The organism is Paenibacillus sp. FSL E2-0177, from assembly GCF_037992975.1.
Lineage (GTDB): Bacteria > Bacillota > Bacilli > Paenibacillales > Paenibacillaceae > Paenibacillus_AQ > Paenibacillus_AQ odorifer.
In genome coordinates this window covers 725,323-746,314 of the sequence record NZ_CP150307.1, presented here as the reverse complement: position 1 = coordinate 746,314, position 20,992 = coordinate 725,323, and the positions used below count along the sequence as shown (strand labels likewise).

Annotated in this window: 20 protein-coding genes; 6 read left to right on the top strand and 14 right to left on the bottom strand. The window is 45.8% G+C overall.

All coding sequences use genetic code 11. The features are described 5' to 3' along the window. Positions 1-3: 3 nt before the first annotated feature. From queG to MHI25_RS03410, 3 genes are all read right to left on the bottom strand, one after another. Complete coding sequence (queG, locus tag MHI25_RS03420) at positions 4-1,227, bottom strand: tRNA epoxyqueuosine(34) reductase QueG (RefSeq protein ID WP_340394974.1); 1,224 nt, start codon at positions 1,225-1,227, stop codon at positions 4-6. Between the two features lie 35 nt (positions 1,228-1,262). Further along, positions 1,263-1,871 (bottom strand): signal peptidase I, encoded by a 609-nt coding sequence (lepB, locus tag MHI25_RS03415; protein ID WP_076101394.1) that lies wholly within the window; start codon positions 1,869-1,871, stop codon positions 1,263-1,265. Between the two features lie 190 nt (positions 1,872-2,061). Next, the gene (locus tag MHI25_RS03410; protein WP_036676822.1) at positions 2,062-2,481 is read right to left on the bottom strand and encodes a GNAT family N-acetyltransferase; all 420 of its coding nucleotides are present in this window, start codon (positions 2,479-2,481) and stop codon (positions 2,062-2,064) included. Between the two features lie 482 nt (positions 2,482-2,963). On the opposite strand from MHI25_RS03410, the gene MHI25_RS03405 reads away from it, so the two are divergent. After that, positions 2,964-3,572: a superoxide dismutase gene (locus tag MHI25_RS03405; RefSeq protein WP_036676820.1), complete on the top strand. Its 609-nt coding sequence runs from the start codon at positions 2,964-2,966 to the stop codon at positions 3,570-3,572. A 758-nt stretch (positions 3,573-4,330) separates the two neighbouring features. On the opposite strand, the gene mutY is transcribed toward MHI25_RS03405, so the two are convergent. After that, a complete protein-coding gene (gene mutY / locus MHI25_RS03400; protein WP_339189413.1) occupies positions 4,331-5,614 on the bottom strand; it encodes an A/G-specific adenine glycosylase in 1,284 nt (427 codons plus the stop codon). Positions 5,615-5,651: 37 nt separating this feature from the next. Further along, complete coding sequence (gene acpS, locus MHI25_RS03395; protein WP_076186292.1) at positions 5,652-6,050, bottom strand: holo-ACP synthase; 399 nt, start codon at positions 6,048-6,050, stop codon at positions 5,652-5,654. A 209-nt stretch (positions 6,051-6,259) separates the two neighbouring features. On the opposite strand from acpS, the gene MHI25_RS03390 reads away from it, so the two are divergent. Further along, positions 6,260-7,087: an alpha/beta fold hydrolase gene (locus MHI25_RS03390; RefSeq protein ID WP_036676817.1), complete on the top strand. Its 828-nt coding sequence runs from the start codon at positions 6,260-6,262 to the stop codon at positions 7,085-7,087. A gap of 95 nt (positions 7,088-7,182) precedes the next feature. Here the strand turns inward: MHI25_RS03390 and nadE are convergent, their stop codons facing one another. The 3 genes from nadE to MHI25_RS03375 all read right to left on the bottom strand — a co-directional run bounded on the left by nadE (position 7,183) and on the right by MHI25_RS03375 (position 10,218). Continuing rightward, positions 7,183-7,992, bottom strand: coding sequence for an ammonia-dependent NAD(+) synthetase (nadE, locus tag MHI25_RS03385; RefSeq protein WP_076124401.1), 810 nt, complete (start codon positions 7,990-7,992; stop codon positions 7,183-7,185). Positions 7,993-8,160: 168 nt separating this feature from the next. Then, a complete protein-coding gene (locus MHI25_RS03380; protein WP_036676813.1) occupies positions 8,161-8,595 on the bottom strand; it encodes a BrxA/BrxB family bacilliredoxin in 435 nt (144 codons plus the stop codon). A 120-nt stretch (positions 8,596-8,715) separates the two neighbouring features. Continuing rightward, entirely contained in the window at positions 8,716-10,218 is a 1,503-nt protein-coding gene (locus tag MHI25_RS03375; RefSeq protein WP_081393520.1) for an ATP-binding protein, read from the bottom strand. A gap of 394 nt (positions 10,219-10,612) precedes the next feature. On the opposite strand from MHI25_RS03375, the gene MHI25_RS03370 reads away from it, so the two are divergent. Further along, positions 10,613-11,881 (top strand): NAD(P)/FAD-dependent oxidoreductase, encoded by a 1,269-nt coding sequence (locus MHI25_RS03370; RefSeq protein WP_340393286.1) that lies wholly within the window; start codon positions 10,613-10,615, stop codon positions 11,879-11,881. 449 nt (positions 11,882-12,330) lie between these two features. On the opposite strand, the gene MHI25_RS03365 is transcribed toward MHI25_RS03370, so the two are convergent. From MHI25_RS03365 to MHI25_RS03355, 3 genes are all read right to left on the bottom strand, one after another. Further along, positions 12,331-13,590 carry an ABC transporter permease gene (locus MHI25_RS03365; RefSeq protein WP_339281631.1) on the bottom strand — a complete coding sequence of 420 codons (1,260 nt, stop codon included), beginning with the start codon at positions 13,588-13,590 and terminating at the stop codon, positions 12,331-12,333. Continuing rightward, positions 13,587-14,327, bottom strand: coding sequence for an ABC transporter ATP-binding protein (locus MHI25_RS03360; protein ID WP_036676805.1), 741 nt, complete (start codon positions 14,325-14,327; stop codon positions 13,587-13,589). Before MHI25_RS03360 ends, MHI25_RS03365 begins: the two co-directional genes overlap by 4 nt. 160 nt (positions 14,328-14,487) lie before the next feature. Then, complete coding sequence (locus MHI25_RS03355) at positions 14,488-15,831, bottom strand: MFS transporter (protein ID WP_340394973.1); 1,344 nt, start codon at positions 15,829-15,831, stop codon at positions 14,488-14,490. Positions 15,832-16,180: 349 nt separating this feature from the next. Between MHI25_RS03355 and MHI25_RS03350 the strand changes: the two genes are divergently transcribed. Next, entirely contained in the window at positions 16,181-16,648 is a 468-nt protein-coding gene (locus MHI25_RS03350; protein WP_036676802.1) for a MarR family transcriptional regulator, read from the top strand. 242 nt (positions 16,649-16,890) lie between these two features. After that, positions 16,891-17,121: a hypothetical protein gene (locus MHI25_RS03345; RefSeq protein ID WP_339246232.1), complete on the top strand. Its 231-nt coding sequence runs from the start codon at positions 16,891-16,893 to the stop codon at positions 17,119-17,121. A gap of 579 nt (positions 17,122-17,700) precedes the next feature. On the opposite strand, the gene MHI25_RS03340 is transcribed toward MHI25_RS03345, so the two are convergent. The 3 genes from MHI25_RS03340 to MHI25_RS03330 all read right to left on the bottom strand — a co-directional run bounded on the left by MHI25_RS03340 (position 17,701) and on the right by MHI25_RS03330 (position 20,260). Further along, positions 17,701-19,209 carry an MDR family MFS transporter gene (locus MHI25_RS03340; RefSeq protein ID WP_076124409.1) on the bottom strand — a complete coding sequence of 503 codons (1,509 nt, stop codon included), beginning with the start codon at positions 19,207-19,209 and terminating at the stop codon, positions 17,701-17,703. 30 nt (positions 19,210-19,239) lie between these two features. Continuing rightward, complete coding sequence (locus MHI25_RS03335) at positions 19,240-19,794, bottom strand: GNAT family protein (RefSeq protein ID WP_340394972.1); 555 nt, start codon at positions 19,792-19,794, stop codon at positions 19,240-19,242. 184 nt (positions 19,795-19,978) lie between these two features. Further along, positions 19,979-20,260, bottom strand: coding sequence for a hypothetical protein (locus MHI25_RS03330; RefSeq protein ID WP_036676794.1), 282 nt, complete (start codon positions 20,258-20,260; stop codon positions 19,979-19,981). 228 nt (positions 20,261-20,488) lie between these two features. Here MHI25_RS03330 and MHI25_RS03325 point away from each other — a divergent pair, with 228 nt between their 5' ends. Beyond that, positions 20,489-20,968 carry a GAF domain-containing protein gene (locus MHI25_RS03325; protein ID WP_036676791.1) on the top strand — a complete coding sequence of 160 codons (480 nt, stop codon included), beginning with the start codon at positions 20,489-20,491 and terminating at the stop codon, positions 20,966-20,968. Positions 20,969-20,992 lie beyond the last annotated feature (24 nt).

Genomic DNA, 20,992 nt, shown 5'->3' with positions numbered 1-20,992 from the left:
TGTCTATGAACTTTTTCCTCCATTAATATCGCTGTCCTCCCGTGCCTTCTTCCCAGTAAGGAGCACATCCTGCGCCCGGCTTAGCATTTCCCTCACCGTGCTATCCTCCTCGCGCTCTAAACCCGCTTCTACAGCCGCTAGAGCCTCATCACCGCCAATACGTCCAAGCGCCCAAGCAGCAGTGCCCCGCATCTCTGGCCGCGGCTCTTTCAGAACAATCTCTGATAGCTTTGGCACAGCCCCGGCTTCCTTAAAATTGCCTAGGGCAATGATCGCATTTCGCTGCATCGGATTTTTGCCTCTCCAGGCTGCTGAGCTATTGCCGAATTTCTCTTTGAACTCACGATTGCTAAGATCAAGGATCGGCAGCAGCAGCGGCTTCACAATTTCAGGATCAGGTTGCATCTGAGGGCGATGATTCCAGTTCTTACCTCTATTCTTGGGACATACAATCTGGCAAGTATCACAGCCGTATAGACGATTGCCGATCTTGGTCATATACTCCTCGCTGAGGAACCCTTTAGTCTGCGTCAAAAAAGAAATACACGCCTGTGCGTTAAGCTGACCCGGACCCACAAGCGCTCCGGTCGGACAAGCATCAATGCACTTAGTACACTCCCCGCAGCCTTCTTCAACAGGTTCATCCGGAGCAAAAGGAATGTTCGTAACCATTTCCCCAAGATAAATCCATGATCCCCATTTGGGTGAGATGATAGAACAGTTTTTGCCGCTGAAGCCTATTCCCGCTCTTTCCGCTACCGCTCTATCTACTAGAACACCGGTGTCCACCATACTTTCCAGCACAGCCTCCGGTACACGCTCGTGAATAAATTCCTCTAGCTTACTTAAGGCTTCCCTCAGCACATGGTGATAGTCCCTGCCCCAAGATGCCCGGGCGAGGATGCCTCTACGTGCACCCGGCTCAGATTTAGGAGGGTTCTCCATTTTAGAAGGGTAAGCCACTGCAATCGAAATAATAGATAACGGCTTGTCTCCAGAAGACAATGCTGGAACTGTCCTTTTATCCAGATCGGGTTCCTCGAAGCCAGATTCATATCCTTTGTCCCGGTGGTCTTGCAGTATATTTTTTAAATATAAAAAAGGTTCTGCTGTTGTAAACCCGATATCATCAATACCGAGTGATGTCGCAGCCTCCTGAATCTCTGCTTTAAGCTGTGCCCACTTGGAAGGCGGGGGAGCATACGATGACTGAAATGTATTGGTCATTTCCGCCTTCTCCTTTCATATCTTCGCTGACTTTCTTATAATCTATTCAGTTTTGACAGAGGCCACCATATATAATCAGCCCTGCCGACAATCATATCCTGTGAAATAGAGCCGAAGTAACGGCTGTCCTTGCTGGCTGAAGCATGACGGTTATCGCCCATTACAAAATAATTGCCACTTTCCACGGTTAACGCTGCAAAATCCGGATCTTCAATCTCAGTATCGATATAGGGCTCATTCACTATTTTTCCATTCACGTATAACTGATGATTCCGTACCTCTATGATATCTCCAGGTATGCCAATCACTCGCTTCACTAAATACTCCTTATGACTAGGTCCAGTACTTGGATCATGAAGAATGACAACATCACCATGTTTTGGATTTACGAAGAGCAATGAAATTTTATTAATGAAGAGCCTCTCACCCTCCCAGAGCGTTGGCTGCATAGACTGACCTTTAACCGTTGATATATTGAACACAAAAACATTAAGAACAGACATCACAGCAAAAACAATCACAGCTGTAAGCAGCCAATCCTTCATTTCCGAGACCAAACGACCGCCCAGGGTAGTCTTGGATCTGGAGGATCTATGTCTTTGTTTCCTATTTCTCGTGTAATCTACTTGGGGCTCCTGATTCAATATGTCACCTCTGTTCTCAATAATTGAAGTCTATACTTGCAGATATTATAACAATAAAAAAGCATATCTCCCAGCCATTAGCAATGGACTTCTGGAAAATACGCTCGAGTATGAATGAAACAGACTATATCGTCAGCTATAGTTCTTTTTTCTAGAAAATGTTTCCGCTTTCGCAGCTGAGTGATCAAAATTACCCAACAATGCTCAGCTTCCGGACAGATTTGAAGATTTGATTCTCGCTATATCCCATAGCTTCATACAATGGCAAAGCAAAAGAATTATGCTCATCGACGGCTACATAGATACCACTGACTTTACGAGCTTGAAACCTGGATTCCATAGCTGATACCAGACTTCTACCGACTCCTCTGCGGCGATAATCAGGATGTACAGCAATCCGGAAATAACAACCGTGGTTTTTCTCAATTGTACCAATCAGTGCTCCAACAATTTCTTCTTCATCTTCCGCAACTACAATGAGATCTGAATCCCAAGAAAGCTGCCTGGAGAAAGGCTCGATAGTGTTCTCGAAACACTCTTCCGATAATGCGGTTTGCAGCAAATCAGTCACAGGGCTAACGTCGCTTAATTGAAAGGAACGAACGTGCATTCTTTAAAATCTCCCTTGTCTATGGCTTATGAATTTAACAAAAAGAAGGGGTTCCCTTAACATAGAGAAAATAAAAAAAAGCATCAAATATCGAGGAATACCTGCTTTTAAATCTATTAAAGCACACTTTTCTCGTGATATCATCATTTTTCTTTTGAAAGCGCTTAATATCAAGCGTTTACATTTCGGATGGGGTTCATTTCTTCATTAAAAGGGTATTAATAAGGATATATGTCTATAGGTTAGGGACTATTTATTTTAACATTCTAAATACAATTGTAAAACCCTTTCCCTCTCCAATTATACTTTATAAACATTTATGTTTGTTTAGTGTTGCATTATTGGTCTAGATACGGTTTAATTAAAGTATCCTATTGGGCGAAACCCTATAGTACATATTTACAATAAAGGATTTTGACGTTAGTTCGCCAGAATTCTTTATCTATAACAAAATTCTAATATAACTCAGGAGGGATTTTTCCATGGCATTTCAATTACCGGCACTTCCTTATCCGAACAACGCACTCGAACCACACATCGACGCATTGACGATGGAAATTCACCATGACAGACACCATAACACATATGTAACTAATCTGAATGCAGCTTTGGAAAAAGCACCTGAATTGCAAAGCAAAAGCATTGAAGAGCTTCTTACAGATCTGAACGCTGTACCTGAAGCTATCCGTACTGCTGTTCGCAACAATGGTGGCGGACACGCTAACCACACTTTGTTCTGGGAAGTTATCGGACCAAACGGCGGCGGCGCACCAACTGGCGCATTGGCTGAAGCTATCGATAAAGAACTGGGCGGATTCGAAAAATTCAAAGAAGATTTCGCAGCAGCAGCAACTACTCGTTTCGGCAGCGGCTGGGCTTGGCTAGTTGTTAAAGATGGCAAACTGGCAGTAACAAGCACACCTAACCAAGACAACCCAATCAGCGAAGGCGCTACTCCAATCCTCGGACTGGATGTATGGGAGCACGCTTACTACCTGAACTACCAAAACAAACGCCCTGATTACATCAAAGCGTTCTGGAACGTAGTAAACTGGGAAGAAGTTGGCAAACGTTACGAAAGCGCAAAATAAGAAATTCCATTTGGCTTATGCCATTTAACTAAAAGAAGGTATCTCAGAGCCGAATAGGCTAAGGGATACCTTCTTTGTTTAGGTTGGAGATATAGAGAGATAAAGATAAAGATTGATTGATTGATTGATTGATTGATTCAGATCCTCCCAGACACCGCATTTCACGCCGCTTGCGTCGCTTAAATGGATGCGCTGGATCGGTATAGATGAGAATAGATCGGTATAGCTGAGAATAAATCGGAATAAATCGCAATAAATCTATACTCGGCTTACGAGAATCTGCGTTTGGAGTCGCTGAGCAATAGATTAGGGAATAACTCCCTAAAATTCTGCGATATACTCCATAAACACGAGTAATTAGGGAAATACTCCCTAAAAATCATCCTTTTTGGGCATAAAACTGATATTTCCCCAATTATTAGGGAGGTTTTCCCTAAAATGATCAATTACAAGCCAATTCGACCTATTTTTAGGGAAAAATTTCCTAATTAAATTCCATTCACTCTCGTAGCCATAGGAACACCAGAAGAATTTAGTTGGAACAAGACTGAACTAGTCTGAGCCAAATAAACAAATATTTGCTACGAACAGACTGAAGTATACGACCCTACTTAGGCGCATACGACCCTACTTAGGCGCGTACGACCATGCTTTGGTGCATACGACCATGCTTTGGTGCATACGACCATGCTTTGGTGCATACATCATACTCAGGTTTTGTACATTTAGCACTTTAGCAACGCAACACGGCGAATCTTCTACTTCTCTAGCTTCGCCCGCTCTTCCTGCTCATCAAAATAAAGGTTCAGTAGCTTCAAAAAAACGTTAGGGAACGCATAGTTAGCCATGTCTTCGCGGCTGATCCAGCGCACAGCTCCGCCGTCCTCTGGACTAGCGGTCCCGTCCTCAAACCTCTCGATAGGCATGCTGCTGTCGATTCCTGAGAACAAGTCCGCTTCCGCGTTGTACACCGCCCGTCCTTCTGCCGCTATCGGCAGCGGAAGGGCGTCCTCTTCGCTGCAGCGGTACACCTGCAGCGTCCACACGATATGGCTGAAGATATGCTCAGCAGCCATCCAGTGCTTCTCAGGCCGGGCAGAGATCCCGGCCTCCCGCAGTGACCGGCGCAGCCGGTCCAGCGCCGCCGCTTCCGGCAACCGCGCGCCTTTGGCGCCGCCTTCCACAGGCGGCGCCGGCCAGTGCGGCAGCTCCCACATGCGGGCTAACAGCCCGCTTTGTGGCCGCTGCCGGATGAGCACTTGGCCCGCGTGGGCACCGCGGCCCTCGATTAAGGCCGCCAGCCGCTCCTCAGGGCGCGGCGGCTTGGCCTTGGTCTTGACGGGCAGCGAGGTCTCGCAGCCCGCCAGGCGCGCGGCGCAATGCTCCATCACCGGGCAGGTTAAACAGCGCGGTGATTTAGGAGTGCATACGAGCGCCCCAAGCTCCATCAGCGCCTGATTAAAAGATGCCGCTTCCCCCTCCGGGATCAGTTCAGCTGCCAGGCGCTCCATTTTTACGCGGGTGGGTCCCTTGGCGATATCATCCTCTATCAGGAAGTATCGGGACAACACCCGCATCACATTGCCGTCGACCGCTGGCTCCGGCCGATTGAACGCAATGCTAAGGATAGCCCCTGCCGTATAAGGTCCCACTCCCTTTAAACTGAACACAGCCTCACGATCATTCGGCACCTGCCCGCCATACAGCTCTTTGACCTGTTTGGCCGCATGCTGTATATTGCGAGCACGAGAATAATAACCTAAGCCTTCCCAGCACTTAAGAACGTCCTCTTCTGGTGCATCGGCGAGCGACTCCACGGTAGGAAACCTTTCGATAAACCGATTGAAATACGGGATTACCGTATCCACCCTTGTCTGCTGCAGCATTATTTCAGAAATCCAAATATAATAAGGATTGCGGTGCCGACGCCAAGGCAAATCCCGTTTCTGCCCTTGATACCACTCCAGCAAATGATAGCTGAAATATTGCTTAGCCTCCCGCAGCTCCTGTTCGTCTTGAACTTGTAGATCTTGTTGTGTCATTATAACGCTCCTTGCCCTTCTATAATCAGGGTTCAATTTATGAACCTGGCCCTTCCACGACGGCAAAAGCCGAAGCCAAATCACGGCCATGTGTTATCGTAAGATGAATGGTGTACCTCTGTCCATTTGGCAGATCTAGTCTGCTCCAAGCTTCACACGATAAAGTTACCTCTGGTTTTCCTTTAACATCAGGCAATATCTCAATATCGTGAAACCCAACTACATTGCCGATGCCACAGCCTAAAGCCTTCACAACTGCTTCCTTGGCAGCAAAACGTCCGGCTACGAACTCAGCCAACCTCCCGCTTCGCTCTTCAGCAAGTTGATATTCTTGCTCTGTTAAGACCCGCTGGTTAAATTTCTTACCCAGTCCTCTATTTATTACCTCTGAGATTCGTTCAATTTCTAACACATCATGTCCGATTCCGTAAATCAACACTTCACGCTCCTTATGGACGTGTATCCCATTTTGCTTCAATAATGGTATGATCAATCATATGAAGTATTATTAAAAGTAATAGTCCTGCAAGATTCTTTCTGCTATCTTAAAAGAAAATGCGCTCTAAGTCTAATAAGACTATCCAGCGACTTCACGATAGACTAGCTGATTTACTTCATTTTTATATATGGAGAGGGGATTACCCTATGAATCATCGTAATTTTGAAATACCTGCCGGAGACGGAGCTGTTCTCCGCTGCTCACACTTCCCAGCCCAAGGCAAAGCCAAAAGCGTTATAGTTATAGCCCATGGCTACAAAGGTTTTAAAGATTGGGGAATGTTTCCTTACATAGCCACAACTCTCAGCCAAGAGCATGAAGTAATTACTTTTAACTTCTCTCATGCTGGCATCGGGGAAGATCTGCTGCATTTCACTGAACTTGAGAAGTTCGCCCGCAACACCTATCGCCGCAGCTTGAAGGACATGGAAATCCTGTTGTCCTATCTTAGTCAACACCCGAAATTCGGCAGCCTGCCGTTATTCCTTCTCGGCCACAGTCTCGGAGGGGGAATTTGTTTGGTCTACACGCTTGATCATCCCAATGAGATCAGCGGAGTAATCTCCTGGAACGGGGTTACGAAACTCGATTTGCTGACGGAAGAACAAAAGCAGCAGATGAAGGAAACAGGAAGAACCTATGTCCTTAATGGACGTACTGGCCAACAAATGCCGCTGGATGCTGTAATTTTAGAAGACATGGAGAACAACAAAGAACGCTATAACATCCTTGAACGCATACAGAAAGCGTCCTTCCCAGTTGTCCTTATTCAAGGCAGTCAAGATGGAGTACATCTCCGCCAAGGATCTGAGCATCTCATCAAACTTCGGCCAGATATTAGCTGGGTGCAGGTTCCTGAGGGTAATCATACGTTCAACACTGTGCATCCTTTTGCTGGCACGACTCCGCAATTAGAGCTCGCGATTGCTGCGACAACTAATTTTATCGATCAGACACTTACGCTTACAGAATAATTATTCTTCTTAGTCTATCCAGCTATCCAACTCACAAAAACCGCCACGAGCGCTGCTGCTACGCAGACCCGTGGCGATTTCTAGTTCAACCTATTCTAAATCCCCGGAATAACATTACGCTTATGTGCCGTTCTCCGGTAATAATTCTCAAGCTTCTCAGCTACTTCAGGGTTAACCTGTTTACCTTCAAGATAGTCGCTGTTATCGTCATAAGTAATGCCCAGCTCGGTTTCATCCGTCTGACCCGGCCATAAGCCCGCCGTAGGTGCTTTTGTGACAATATCCGCAGGCACACCGATATGTGCAGCCAATTGACGTACCTGACGTTTATTAAGTGTGGATAGTGGTGTAATATCTACAGCGCCATCGCCCCACTTCGTGTAGAAGCCGGTAATCGCTTCAGAAGCATGATCCGTTCCTACTACAATCAGATTGTTCTCAAAAGCGAGTGCATATTGCATAACCATACGTGTTCTGGCTTTAACATTTCCTTTGCCTTGATGCGTCATATGGCGGTGTTGGCCTATTGATTTCAGACCATGCTCAACTTCAAGGGCAATTTCATTTACCGCTTCCTCAATGTTGGTCTCCACAGTATGAGTCAGATTAAAAGCTTTGGCAACATCATAGCTATGCTGAATATCTTCCTGAACCCCATAAGGCTGGAATACTCCAAGCGTCATATACTCTGTGCCTTTTTCTGCCGACAGCTCGTCCGTAGCCTGTTTACAAAGACCCGCGGCTACCGCACTGTCCACTCCACCACTAATGGCGATCAATAATCCTTTAGCCCCTGCGTTCAGCACGTACGACTTTAAGAAATCAACCCGTTTTCGTGCCTCAACCTCTACATCAATCGTTGGCTTCACGCCAAGATCCGCAATAATTTCTTTCTGTAAACTCACCAAACACACCTCGTTCCATCAGAAATGGTTCCATATCCATCAAAATATCCACCCAAACGAAGCTCATGCTTCTAAGCATATTCTATCCCATTATTGCTCTTATATTTTGAAAAATCCCGCATGCAGCCGATTTACCGGCTGATGCGAGATTATATGGAATAACTGTTTTTACTGGCACAAACGATTGAAGACTTCTTTCAATTCAGCAGCAATTTCAGCAGCCGAACGATCTTCTACACCATGACGTTCAATAAAGTGAACGAGTTCTCCATCCTTCATCAGTGCGATGGAAGGTGAGGATGGCGGATAAGGAGCAAAATATTCACGTGCTTTAGCAGTAGCTTCTTTCTCTTGACCTGCAAACACTGTGAACAAGTGATCCGGAGTGATTTCATTTTGCAAAGCCTGAGCTACACCTGGACGACATTGTCCAGCAGCACAACCACAGACCGAATTTACGACTACAAGCGATGTTCCTTTTGCGGTTGGAAGAGTTGCTTCCACCTCTTCTGGAGTCATAAGCTCCTGAAACCCGATACTTGTCAGGTCATCACGCATAGGCTGAATTGAATCTCTCATATATTGATTAAAAGACATGGACATTTCTCTGCACTCTCCTTCACATTTCAACTGTTTGTCAGATAATATTACAGCAGTACTTACTAACTTTATTATACATTCATACTCTGTGAAAGCAAGAGATGCTGTAGAGGGTGATTCAATCTACGAGCGAACCCCGCTGGGTTCCTCCTTATCCAATGGGAAGGAGATCGTAAAAACCGTGCCCTCTCCTTCTACAGACTCTACATTTATTTTACCGTTATGCCGCTCCACAATACTAAGACACAAGGATAAGCCTAGACCTGTTCCCTGAATTTTCGTCGTAAAAAAGGGTAAAAACAGCTTCTCGCGTTGACTTTCTGACATACCAACACCGCTATCGGTGACAATCAACTCCACTTTATCATGAGTACTGCGTGTCTCCAGCGTCAGCACCCCCTTGGGTCCCATAGCCTCCATACCATTACGTCCTAAATTGAGAATAAGCTGCTTGATTTCCCGGACATTTAGCTCCAGTTCATGCAGTGATGGGCTCAGCTTCAGTTCCACACTTTGACCGCGAAGATTAGCATCAGCCCACAGCAATGGACTAACTTCTTCTATAATATGGTGCAGCAGCACCTTCTCTTTATCAGAAACCCGGCTCTGTGCCAAGGATAAAAAATCATTAATAATACTATTAGCGCGGTCCAGCTCTTCCATCACAATCTGATAATAAGAATCCAATTCTTGAGCACTCTTTTCTCTCATCAGCTGCAAAAAACCCCGAACTACCGCCATAGGATTACGAATCTCATGGGTAATTCCAGCAGCCATCTGCCCGACCAAGCTCAAACGTTCCACATGATCCAGCTCTACACGTAGTTTTTCCTCATTGGTCATATCCTGCACAATAATTACAGCACCACTTGTTACCCCTGAGCTCTTATGCATTAACGGCGCTGAATAAATCTGATAGATGCGCGACTCATGAATCATTTTTTCACTGGAACGCCGTTTAGAGCGGATATTATCACTTACCCGCATATAGGCCTGTGTATCCACTGAGCTGTGAAAAAACTTTTTTACCGGTTCGTCAATAATATCCTCTTTTCGCAAATTGGGATAATGAGTCCTCATCATTCCTAACATACAATCATTAAGATCAGTTACAACTCCGTGTTCATCCAGAGACATAATACTCAGAGGGACTACATTGGTAATCTGCTGCAGCTTCTCGGACTCCCACTGGAAACTTTCACTGATACTCTCCATTTGTACTTTATCCCGCAATCTACTTCTAACCATCTCAACAAAATATACAAAAACACCACCTAGCGCGATGGTAAAAAACAGATACACCGTAATCAGAAATGCTTGCACGGAATTTGATTCATATATATTTTCCCCGCCTATAATCGGGACTAACGCAATAAATAGCATGCTTGGACAAAGAATCATCCATAACATACCGATCTTCTCAACTACTGTACCTTTCTTAAAAGGTTTGGCCAGTCCAAACAGCAGCGGATATAATAAAACCCCTGAATTCAATATCACATTACTGATTCCTGTAGGCTCCGCAATGATTACATTGCAGATAAGCAAGAAAATGGACAGCAAAATGCCCGAACGGGTAGTTCCATATAAAATACCAATATACGCAGGGATTAATCCTAAATTCAAATAGGCTACACCAAACAGAGTTGTCGAAAGAAGAGAGCACAGGATAAGACTAAACGTACACGCCAAAATTAAAAAGGTCTGATCATTTGGGAGCTTCCCCTTTTTCCGAGTCACAAATCTACGGTCCACCCACCATTGAAAAAGAAAAAGAAAGGAGCATGCTGCCGATATTTGCAATAAGATATCCTTAACCGCACCAATAATTACAATCACACCCCAAAATGGACAAATTACCCTACATGCTTAGATTAAAGCACAGGATTACTCTCCTGACAACGATAATCACCTAATGATTGGACAAGACTGGTTACATGTGAATCAGAATGGTATGATTCCGTTAGGAATACCCGCGGAAATCGCTTCCGTGTCTTAACATGTAAAGGAGTAAAATTTCATGAGCAATTACGATGTGATCGTCATTGGGGGCGGCCCTTCGGGTCTAATGGCAAGCGTGGCCGCTGCAGAACACGGGGCATCCGTTCTGCTAATCGACAAGGGAGCAAAACTAGGCCGAAAGCTCGGAATATCCGGTGGCGGACGCTGCAATGTTACCAACGTCAAGGAAAGAGACGAGCTAATCGCCCATATTCCAGGAAACGGGCGTTTTTTGTATAGTGCCTTCGACCATTTTAATAACCAGGATATCATCGCCTTTTTTGAAGGTTTAGGCATTGCATTAAAAGAAGAAGATAACGGGCGGATGTTTCCCGTTTCCGATAAGGCCTCTAGTGTCGTATCTGCCTTAATTAGCAAAGTACGAAGTCTAGGCGTGCAGATTATGACCGACAGTCCCGTCTCAAGAATAATCTATAACGAAGGGGCTGTTAAGGGAGTCCAGCTGAGCTCGGGCAAGACGATCGCCTGCACAGCTGTTATCATCGCCACCGGAGGCAAGTCTGTACCACAGACCGGCTCCACTGGAGATGGCTACCCTTGGGCAGAAGCCGCAGGGCACACGATCACCGAGCTGTTTCCGACAGAGGTGCCGATTCTTTCACGGGAAGAATGGATTAAGTCAGGCGAGCTGCAAGGCCTGTCGCTACGTGATGTAGCCCTCACTGTGTGGAATCCTAAAGGAAAGAAGGTCATCTCTCATCGAGGAGATATGATATTCACCCATTTTGGATTATCAGGGCCCATTGCACTGCGGTGCAGCCAATTTCTGAGACAAGTCCAACGTAAATCCGGCACAGATACGGTGGAGATGTCCATTGATCTCTTCCCTGATCTGAACACACAGGAAGTAGAATCAATGTTGCAGGATAAGCTGGATCAGGAACCTAAGAAAGCGATCCGCAATTCGCTGAAAGGACTGTTGCCAGAACGTCTCATCCCCCTCTTGCTGACTAAAGCTGACTTAGATGGGGATACAACTGGCTATCATGTCTCCAAGAATGGGTTGCTTCTATTGGCTGGGATTTTAAAACGCATGCCGGTTTATGTGCATGGCACCCGTTCCCTATCCGAGGCCTTTGTTACCGGCGGCGGGGTAAACCTGAAGGAGATCGATCCCAAAAGAATGGAATCGAAGCTTATGCCGGGGTTATTCTTCTGCGGCGAGGTACTCGATATCCATGGCTATACAGGAGGCTACAATATAACAGCGGCCTTCTCAACAGGATATACAGCAGGCAAGCACGCTGCTGACATTCGACTGGGATAATCTCTAATGCAACGTGAATATCCTCCAAGCAGCTTACTACTTTGAAAATGGCGGTCTGCGCGATTCTCTCATTAATTGGAGAATCGCTCCTCTGTTTTGGGTTCCTCAGCTGCTATGTGGAGCGTCTGTCCTAATCAGCTACTGCGGCTTCGGACCCAGATGACGTTATTTGCGAATTTATCACCTTATGGGCAGTGTTTCGGACTCCAACGACGCTATTCATTATAGCGAGGCTCATATATGGTGTTTTTCATGGCAATAGCAACTATGGAGTCCGTTAGCATCCCAAAAGTGGAAAAATAGTATGTTTAGGGGCAGCTGTGTCCCATAGGCTAGCTAGGTACCTCGTACGTACGTGCGCACAATAGATCGAATCAAGACAACAAAAGAAGAGTGCTCCAGCAGCCTTTTCACGGCTTATGAGGCACTCTTCCGTTCTATTTATATCTTTATTTCGCTAAGCGAAATGTTCCAAATATTCTAGAGCTAAACAGTGCAACGATATAACCTAGCGGGATGAACAGGATAATCCCAAACCATCCATATAAGGAAATACAGATCAGCGCAGAACAAATGATTGAAAAAGGAAGCAGTAAGATAGGGACCGCACGCAGCCCCGCTTCGGCTTTTTGTTCCTTTGTAAACGGCAGAATTCCGATGTAATCATCTCCCACGAATAACGACCAGAACGACAACAGCCAATTGGTCATGAGAGAAACTAAAACTATAAAGCCCAGCCATTTGAACCCTGATGGAATGATAAATATCGCTAGAAGGGACACAGCAGTAAACGATAAGTAGAGCTTTAAATGAGCCGGATTCCGTACAAGTGCCTTAATCGCTGCCGCAGAGAAACGACTCTCGGCAGTTTTTGATTTTAGCAAAGGCTGTGATTTCCGGAAAATCCACGGCTTATGGCGGGTCGGACGTGGCTTATCCAGTACGCCGCGGAGTAATAGGGCCGCTATTTTCATCCGCTGCTTATAATCTTCACGCACATCGTTCATGAACGTCCCACGCATCACTATACGCCTCTGAAGAGCGATTACCGCTACGACTGCAAAGAGTGCCGCAATCAGCAGCATAAAAACTGGACTGTTGTTCCAAAACGTAGCTGCACGGAAATAAATCCCACAAGGAACGGAGATGGCCAGGATCAGCCACAGCCAGCGCCGCCAGCCTTGCTTTTGTACTTTTACAATATGCCCCAGTAATTTAATGCACCAGCTACATGCCAGAGTCAGAGCGAACAGCGCCCATACCTCGGATGACAGCATTCCATATCCCCGAACCAGAAAAGGTAATAACAGCACAAAAGCTACACAGAACTTCAACGATGTTACGATCAGGCTGTACAGCAACCCGCGAAACATGATCGTATTTATCCATCGCTGTCGTTGTCTTAGAAATAATAGATCGCCTTCCTGCAATAATAGCACCAGTCCCCCTCTACAGAGCAGGAGCACTAATAATGAAGGAATGAGCATAAACGGCAAATCTCCACTCCAAGCTGGCAATGCCTCGTTCCAGAACCCGTAATATAACCGTCCTCCCAGAAATCCCCCGGGAATCAGTATATATAACAGCACAGTCCAATCGGCAGCCGTACGGATAATAGCAGATTGCTCACGCCAATGAGAAAATAATCGCCGCCAGAATAGCTTTTTGGAGGTAGGAAAAGCAAACCCTCGCTGCTTCTGCTTACTCATGTCAGTTCGTCGAAGCAATCAAACAACGACGCCTCCGGCAACCCAGCATAATCACGTATATCTTCGAGCGTTCCAGCAGCGGCAACCCTGCCACCCGAGATCAGCACAAAATCATCGCAAATTTTCTCAGCAGTATCCAATACATGCGTAGACATTAATACACCAGCTCCGCGCTGCCGCTCCGCTTCCAGCAGCCGCAGGAAATCTTTAGTGGCCCGAGGATCCAAGCCGATAAAAGGCTCGTCCACAATATAAACATCCGGCTGTACCAAAAAGCCAAGCATCAGCATCATTTTCTGTTTCATACCCTTAGAGAAACCAGCTGGAAGATCATCACGGACATGATTCATGCCGAACTGCTTCAGTAACCTCTCCGCCGTTTCTTGAAACTGCTCATATTTTAGTCCATAAGCAGCAGCAGCCAAATCTAAGTGCTCCCATAAGGTCAGGTCCTCATAAAACACCGGCTGCTCCGGTACATAAGCATAGGATTTATTAACTCCATTAAAGGAGACCTTAGCTTTGGTATTCTTAAGCAAACCGAGCAGTGTTTTAATTGTAGTACTTTTTCCTGCACCGTTTGGTCCGATCAGTCCGAGCAGCTGTCCACGCCGCACCTGAAATGAAATATCGAATATGCATGGGGCACCTGCTTCATAGCCTGCTTCATCGATCTCAACATCGAGTACAATCTCTTCGTCGCTCTCGGTATCCCCTGTTATTTCTACATTCTCCATATTCGCCAACTCCTAAATATTTCTAATGAATATTATTATCGAAATTCCAATCCAGAAAGATAGCTTCTCTAATCGTACTATATATACTTTCTCCAAGGAAGCAAACTGATTTTTTCACAGCTCAGAGAACTACTCTCCTATTTAAAAAAGAAACCTCCCATTAAAGAGAGGTCTGTCCGAGAAGCTCTAGGTTATTTGTTGCTGAAATTTCTTCTTCACGTTTAATTGCCGCTTCATCTCTACGCTCGACTTTACCACGCAGCATTAACAGTAACACTCCGAGCAGGGCTGTAAGCAAACCAGAGAGAATGAAAGCCGGGACAGGTCCTGACGCTGTAACTAAAGCCCCACCGGCCACAGGTCCCAAGATAACAGCCGCACTTGTTAGACTGCCTATAGTTCCAAATACACGGCCCGTGTATTCCGCAGGGGTCCGCTGTTGCAGCATAGAATTGAAGGGAATGAACGCAAGGCCTGCTCCCACACCAGCAAACATAAAAGAACCAAATAAAGCGATGTTCATCCATAATCCAGCCTGACCGTGGGCAGTTACAATTCCTGCACTTGAGAAAACAACCCCCATAATTACAGCTCCCAATCCCATGAAGACGAGCGTATGTTTACCACTGCCTATACGGCTTACAAGCAAGGCTGACAGTAAGGTGCCAAGACCACTGGCTGCCACACACCAACCCAGCAGATCACCGTTCACACCCGGAATTTCCCGGAATAACGTTACAATCTGCGAATCACCAATTTGCAGCATTAGCAGCACTAGTACCAGCATAGCAATCCCGCAAAGTACTACTGGCATTCCCACGATCACCTGCAGACCCGCCGACATTTCTTGGCGAAAAGACTTCCGAGCACCATTCTCCCCTGTGTTATCCTCTGCTGCATCTTTCTTCAGTGCAGACGCACGCGGCAGTCCTATTAAGATGACCGCCGATAAAATGAAGGTAGCCGAGTCAATCACATAACAAGCGGCAATACCAAATGCGGCAACCAGCAGTCCACCTAGAGCAGGACCTACAATTTTGGTTATTTGTTCGATAGATGAGCTAAGCGCCATGGCTTTATCCATCTGGGCCGCAGGGACAAGCTCCTTGAGCTTTCCGCTTTTGGCTGGTGAAAAGAGTACATCCATGATCCCTTTAGCTACTAGCAGGACATATACCTGCCAGAGAGAACCTGCAAATACCAAACAAACAACGATTCCGGCACGAGCTAGATCCGAACCAATCATCAGCGCCTTGCGGTTAAAACGATCACTTAAATAACCAGCGAACGGTCCTCCTAAGAGCAACGGCACAGCCATACATAAAGATATAGCCGTAATTTCCCACGGTGTCGCATTCCATTTAAAACCTACCATTGTCAGTAGCGCTAGGATATGCAACCAGTCTCCCACATTCGATACAAGCTGTGCGGCAATAAGCAGCATAAAGGGCTTATTCGCCGTTAGCTTTCCTTCTTTTGAATCATGAGCCAGTTGTTCCTCCATCTTACTTCACTCCCCGTTACTATTTCTCGATGAAGTAATAGTAAAATATTGGAGAACATCAATCATCCGTCTGGAGGCGTAAATAGCGCTTGAACCTAAGACTGAAATTCTTATCCTTTCAAAGACTGAAATCAAAAAAACCTTCGTTTTTATCGCATTCAAAAAATTGTTTGATTTTTAATAATTAAAAGTGTGCTCATTGTGACAAATCACATGTTCTTCATTCGCTCTTTCACGTATTCTAAGGTTATCTCAAGGTTCGTTGCACAGGTAACCCGTGCACTAATGACTATTGATTGCAAACTGTGCGATGAGTTCACACATGATTAACGATAGAGGGTGGAGAAGCATGATACAATCTTACGAACGTGATACGCAATTAACACTACATTTGTACCGGGTATTTGCCAAGTCTTTTAAGAGCATTAATGAACATGCTGTTACCGGCAGCAAAATTGAAGGTTTTAATCCGACTGCCTTTGCCGTTATGGAAGTGTTGTACTATAAGGGACCACAACCCATTCAACAAATTGGCGCCAAGCTGCTGCTGCAAAGCGGCAACGTTACTTACGTAATCGATAAGCTTGAGGAACGCGGCTATTTGCAGCGTAAGCCTTGTCCGAGCGACCGCCGTGTGATTTTTGCGGAGCTGACTACGGAAGGTGAACGTCTCATGAATGAGATGTATCCGAAATATTCAGAACGCCTGCATCTTGCTTTCAGCGGTCTGAATGATGATGAGAAGGAACAAATGATTGTTCTGCTCAAAAAGATGGGTCTACAAGCTGAGAAGCTATCCCCTCTTCCTCGTAAGTAAGAGTCGCTTATTTATGTGTTTTAGACAAGCTGTTATTGATTTCTGTTAATGTTAAAAAGAAAACCAATAGGCGATTCTCCGATTTATTTGAGAATCGCCTATTGGTTTTTTTGTTCTGCGGCGGCTTACTTGAGCAGATGATATAAGTCCTTATGACCCCTCTGAGCAAAATTCGAGTGCCTTTTTACAGCCTCCGTTAGCCGAACATTAGTTGGGAACTGATCAGTTAGGGCAGTAAGTCGATGCCGAAGACGGACTTTGAGGTCCGCTTTTGGCAAACCTCGGATCATCATCATCCTTATTCGGCAGGACTTGCGTGCACGCTTCCGACTGGATTTGGCGTAGCACACCTCCGATTGGACTTGGCGAGCACACTTCCGATTGGACTTGTCGTGCACGCTTCCGATTGGACTTGGCAAACACACTTCCGATTGGACTTGGCAAACACACTTCCGATTGGACGTCCCTTCTAGCTGACCGTAACTACCACCCTCAGTAAAATTCACTTTTGATATAACCCGCTATATTTTCAGCGCCCGATCTTGATGGGAACCTGAGCAGTAGCTAAAGGAATAACTGCATTCTATACAGCTATTTCGTATGCAAATCGGATTATTCTAACTTTAAGTGTATTCTGTACAATTAAAAACCAGAAAAAGTACCCCTAGGCAAGTAAATCAAGAAAATAGATGTACTAAATACAGCTATATCCATTGAAGAGTTAACGGCAGGATTATAGTTGTACAAAATACAACTAAATTTGCCTAACGATTGCTTCCACTGCTTCCATCGACGCTCTACTCTAGAGGTTGCATCAATCTGGCGTGCCACCCATCCGTTATTCCATGTGTCATTCCATATGTCACTCCATGCGTCATTTCATGTGATACTCTCCGTTAGTCCATGCGTCATTCCGTGCGTGATTCCATGCGTCACTCCATGCGTCATTCCATATGCCACACCGTCGGTCATTCCATGCGTCACTCCGTACGCCTCTCCAGGGAGTCAATTCGTATGGATCAAGCACATTTAAACGCTATCTACCTATTAAGTTATGCCTTTTTCAAGGACGATGAAGCATCCTCTACTGAAGGCACACCCTTTCGCAAACCCCAGGAAATTATCAGCGACAAAACAGCGAAAACTGCCATTACGATAAATAATGAATGAAGACCACCTTCAAGGGCATCACGCAGACTGTTTGATACTTCCCCAGACAGGTTGGTTCCTGCATGTGATCCAAGCAGCTTATTAATATCATCTCCTGAGATGTTTGAATCTGGTTGTTTTCTTAACAGCTTATCAATATTCAAGTTCAGCCAGGAGCCAAAAATAGCCACCCCAACAGTCTGTCCTAAAGAACGCGTGAACGCATTAAGCGCTGTAGATGCTCCCCGTTGCTCATACGCAACAGAGGACTGCGCGATAATCGTAAAGACTGTAGAAGAATACCCAAAGCCAACTCCACAGACCAGCATCAAGCATAAGAGCAGCAGCTGTGAAGACTCCCCTGTTAAGAAAGCCAGGCCAATAGCCCCCGCAGCGATCATAATCAACCCAAGCATTGCGGTTCGACGCGAACCTGCTTTTAGAATCATCCGCCCTCCGGCGATCGAACCAAACATCCAGCCTACCGACATCGGCGCCAGTAGCAAACCTGAGATGGCGGCGCTTTTTCCGGATACACCCTGCACCCATAATGGCACATACGTAGAAAGCCCAATAATTAATGTGCTTACCAGCAGGTTAGCCCCAGTAGACACCGCTATGTTGCGGTTCGAGAATAGACCCAGCGGCAACATAGGTTCAGGAGCACGACGCTCCACAAAGAAAAATAAGACTAGCAGGATAACAGCCACACTTAGAGTTGCAATTAGCAGTGGGGATGTCCACTCCAGATTCTGTCCTCCTGTGGAGAGACCGAAGAGTAATGCGCCCATACCAGCAGCGAACAGCAGCACCCCTGCCACATCAATTTGTGCTTTCCGGCGTACCTTCTCTTCCTTCAAATAACGGGCAATAAATACCATTGCTAGTAAACCAAACGGCAGATTAAAGACAAATACCCAGCGCCAGCTTAGGTAATCTACAACATATCCTCCAAGAAGAGGGCCTACCAAAGAGGAAATCCCCCATACAGAGCTAAGTAATCCTTGTGTCTTCGCTCTCTCTTCAATACTGTAAATATCCCCGATAATGGTAAAGGTCATTGGAATGAGCGCACCCGCGCCAATCCCCTGTATTGCCCGGAACAGGATCAGCTGCTCCATACTTTGCGAAATACCGCATAATAATGAGCCTAATAAAAAAACAGCTGCCCCCCACATGAACACCGGCTTGCGTCCAAAGAGGTCACTGATTTTGCCGAAAATAGGAGTAGTAATAGCCATTGCCAGCAAATAAGAAGTGAATATCCAGCTAAGCCACTGCATTCCCTGAAATTCACCTACGATAGCTGGACCCGCTGGTCCTGTTACCGTTCCTTCAATCGCAGCCAAAAAGGTAGCTAGCAGCACCCCTATCAGTATTAATTTACGTTCTAAATCCCCTGTTGACTTCAATGTTCCAAACCCTCTCTTTATGTAATAAAATCATTGCCATTCCCCACGCAGAAGCGCATGTAGAGTCACATCCTGAAAGCCGGAAGGTGTCTGACGATATTGACGTAATATACCTTCCTTCTGAAAGCCGAGCGTTTGAACCAGCCTCTGCGCACGATTATTATCAGGATGACACAGCGCTTCTATCCGATTCAGCCCCATCCTATTGAAGCCGAAGTTGAGCACTAAACCAAGCGCTTCTTTCATATATCCAAGCCCCCAAAAGGCAGGCGCCAGATCGCAGCCAATTTCCCCGCGGTAAGCTCCCTGTAACTGCCAATAGTTATACCCGCAGCTCCCTATAACTTCACCTCCGGGTCCTACAATACTCCAGCGTAAGCTGTCCTCTTCCTGAGCCATCTGTGATAAAAATGCAATCAGTTGCTCAGTCTCTTCGATAGAGGATAATGCTGGAGCCCCCAACCAGCGGGTGACCTCTGGATGAGACCAGATCTGATACAATGCTGAAGCATGTTCAGTAGTCATAGCACACAGCTTCACTCTACTGCCGACCAGTGTGGGTATCACTCCATTGCAGATATACAAGTCTCTGCCCCCCTTCAACTTATCAATTATACATCATTCAAGAGTATATCCTTAAGATAAAAGTTCTAAATTCTTTAACATTGAAAAGAACAAATTCTACGCGTTAACGTAAAAAGACGTCTGCAACAGGGAGCAAACACTCCCTAAATACAGACGCTTTTTATTAAACTTAACTACAATGATTTCATTCCGCTTCATGAATAACTTCACTGCATAACACCTGAAGTTTGGCTCGAATATCCTTGAACTCTTCAATTCCAGTCCCCGTAATACTGTACCCTTCGGTATGGGCAGTCAGAAAGTTGTCCAGTGTCAGCTTTTCCAATTCCTGTTTCACTTCGCGTTCTCCTACACGATACCCCAAATCTTCAAGTCCGAGCAGCATCTCTGAGATCGTCACATCTTTATCCCGTGCACAATAAAGCATATGAATTCCTATGAACAAGTTCTGTACATCAGCGCGCATATTCCACCTCTTCCGGCTATATAGCCTTCGGTATTTATACTAGCATTACCCTCTGACCGATCCCCGGAAACATTATTGTGGCTGTTCCGCATTTCATGGACTTCAAGGAAGATTCCATATTGTTACAGATTGGTATTGTCGCTTGACGTATCATGTCTAGCTGTACTATGTTGATAATTACAGTTAGGAGTTCATATTTGAATTAAAAGTACAGGAAGGTGATGCTTCATGTTTCAAGCTATGCCTTACGATGGAACACGCAACGAGCAGTTTGAAGCGGTTCTAATCCAACTAGAAGCATTAGTAAAGGACGAACCAAGTGCAACGGCCAACCTGGCCAATGCTTCGGCACTGCTTAAACACGCTATGCCGGATACGAATTGGGCCGGTTTTTATTTATTTGATGGCAAGGAGCTTGTGCTCGGGCCTTTCCAAGGTCTTCCTGCCTGCATCCGCATCCCGTTGTCTCGTGGAGTCTGCGGAACGGCTGCTGCGGAACGACGCACGTTAGTAGTTGGAGATGTGCATGCATTCCCGGGACATATCGCCTGTGACGCCGCTTCAAACAGCGAAATTGTCGTCCCGCTGATCAAGGATGATCGTTTGCTTGGCGTACTCGACATCGACAGTCCGCTGAAAGATCGTTTTGATGATGAGGAACGCCGGTTCCTGGAGCGGTTCGCAGCCCTGGTATCGGAAGTTATCTAAAGCAGCTCTATAGAGCATAAGAAA

Coding starts and splice junctions, on each gene's coding strand:
- queG (WP_340394974.1), bottom strand. CDS start 1,227: ATGACCAATACATTTCAGTCATCGTATGCTCCCCCGCCTTCCAAGTGG.
- MHI25_RS03410 (WP_036676822.1), bottom strand. CDS start 2,481: ATGCACGTTCGTTCCTTTCAATTAAGCGACGTTAGCCCTGTGACTGAT.
- MHI25_RS03405 (WP_036676820.1), top strand. CDS start 2,964: ATGGCATTTCAATTACCGGCACTTCCTTATCCGAACAACGCACTCGAA.
- mutY (WP_339189413.1), bottom strand. CDS start 5,614: ATGACACAACAAGATCTACAAGTTCAAGACGAACAGGAGCTGCGGGAG.
- MHI25_RS03390 (WP_036676817.1), top strand. CDS start 6,260: ATGAATCATCGTAATTTTGAAATACCTGCCGGAGACGGAGCTGTTCTC.
- MHI25_RS03380 (WP_036676813.1), bottom strand. CDS start 8,595: ATGTCCATGTCTTTTAATCAATATATGAGAGATTCAATTCAGCCTATG.
- MHI25_RS03370 (WP_340393286.1), top strand. CDS start 10,613: ATGAGCAATTACGATGTGATCGTCATTGGGGGCGGCCCTTCGGGTCTA.
- MHI25_RS03365 (WP_339281631.1), bottom strand. CDS start 13,590: ATGAGTAAGCAGAAGCAGCGAGGGTTTGCTTTTCCTACCTCCAAAAAG.
- MHI25_RS03360 (WP_036676805.1), bottom strand. CDS start 14,327: ATGGAGAATGTAGAAATAACAGGGGATACCGAGAGCGACGAAGAGATT.
- MHI25_RS03355 (WP_340394973.1), bottom strand. CDS start 15,831: ATGGAGGAACAACTGGCTCATGATTCAAAAGAAGGAAAGCTAACGGCG.
- MHI25_RS03350 (WP_036676802.1), top strand. CDS start 16,181: ATGATACAATCTTACGAACGTGATACGCAATTAACACTACATTTGTAC.
- MHI25_RS03345 (WP_339246232.1), top strand. CDS start 16,891: ATGCCGAAGACGGACTTTGAGGTCCGCTTTTGGCAAACCTCGGATCAT.
- MHI25_RS03330 (WP_036676794.1), bottom strand. CDS start 20,260: ATGCGCGCTGATGTACAGAACTTGTTCATAGGAATTCATATGCTTTAT.
- MHI25_RS03325 (WP_036676791.1), top strand. CDS start 20,489: ATGTTTCAAGCTATGCCTTACGATGGAACACGCAACGAGCAGTTTGAA.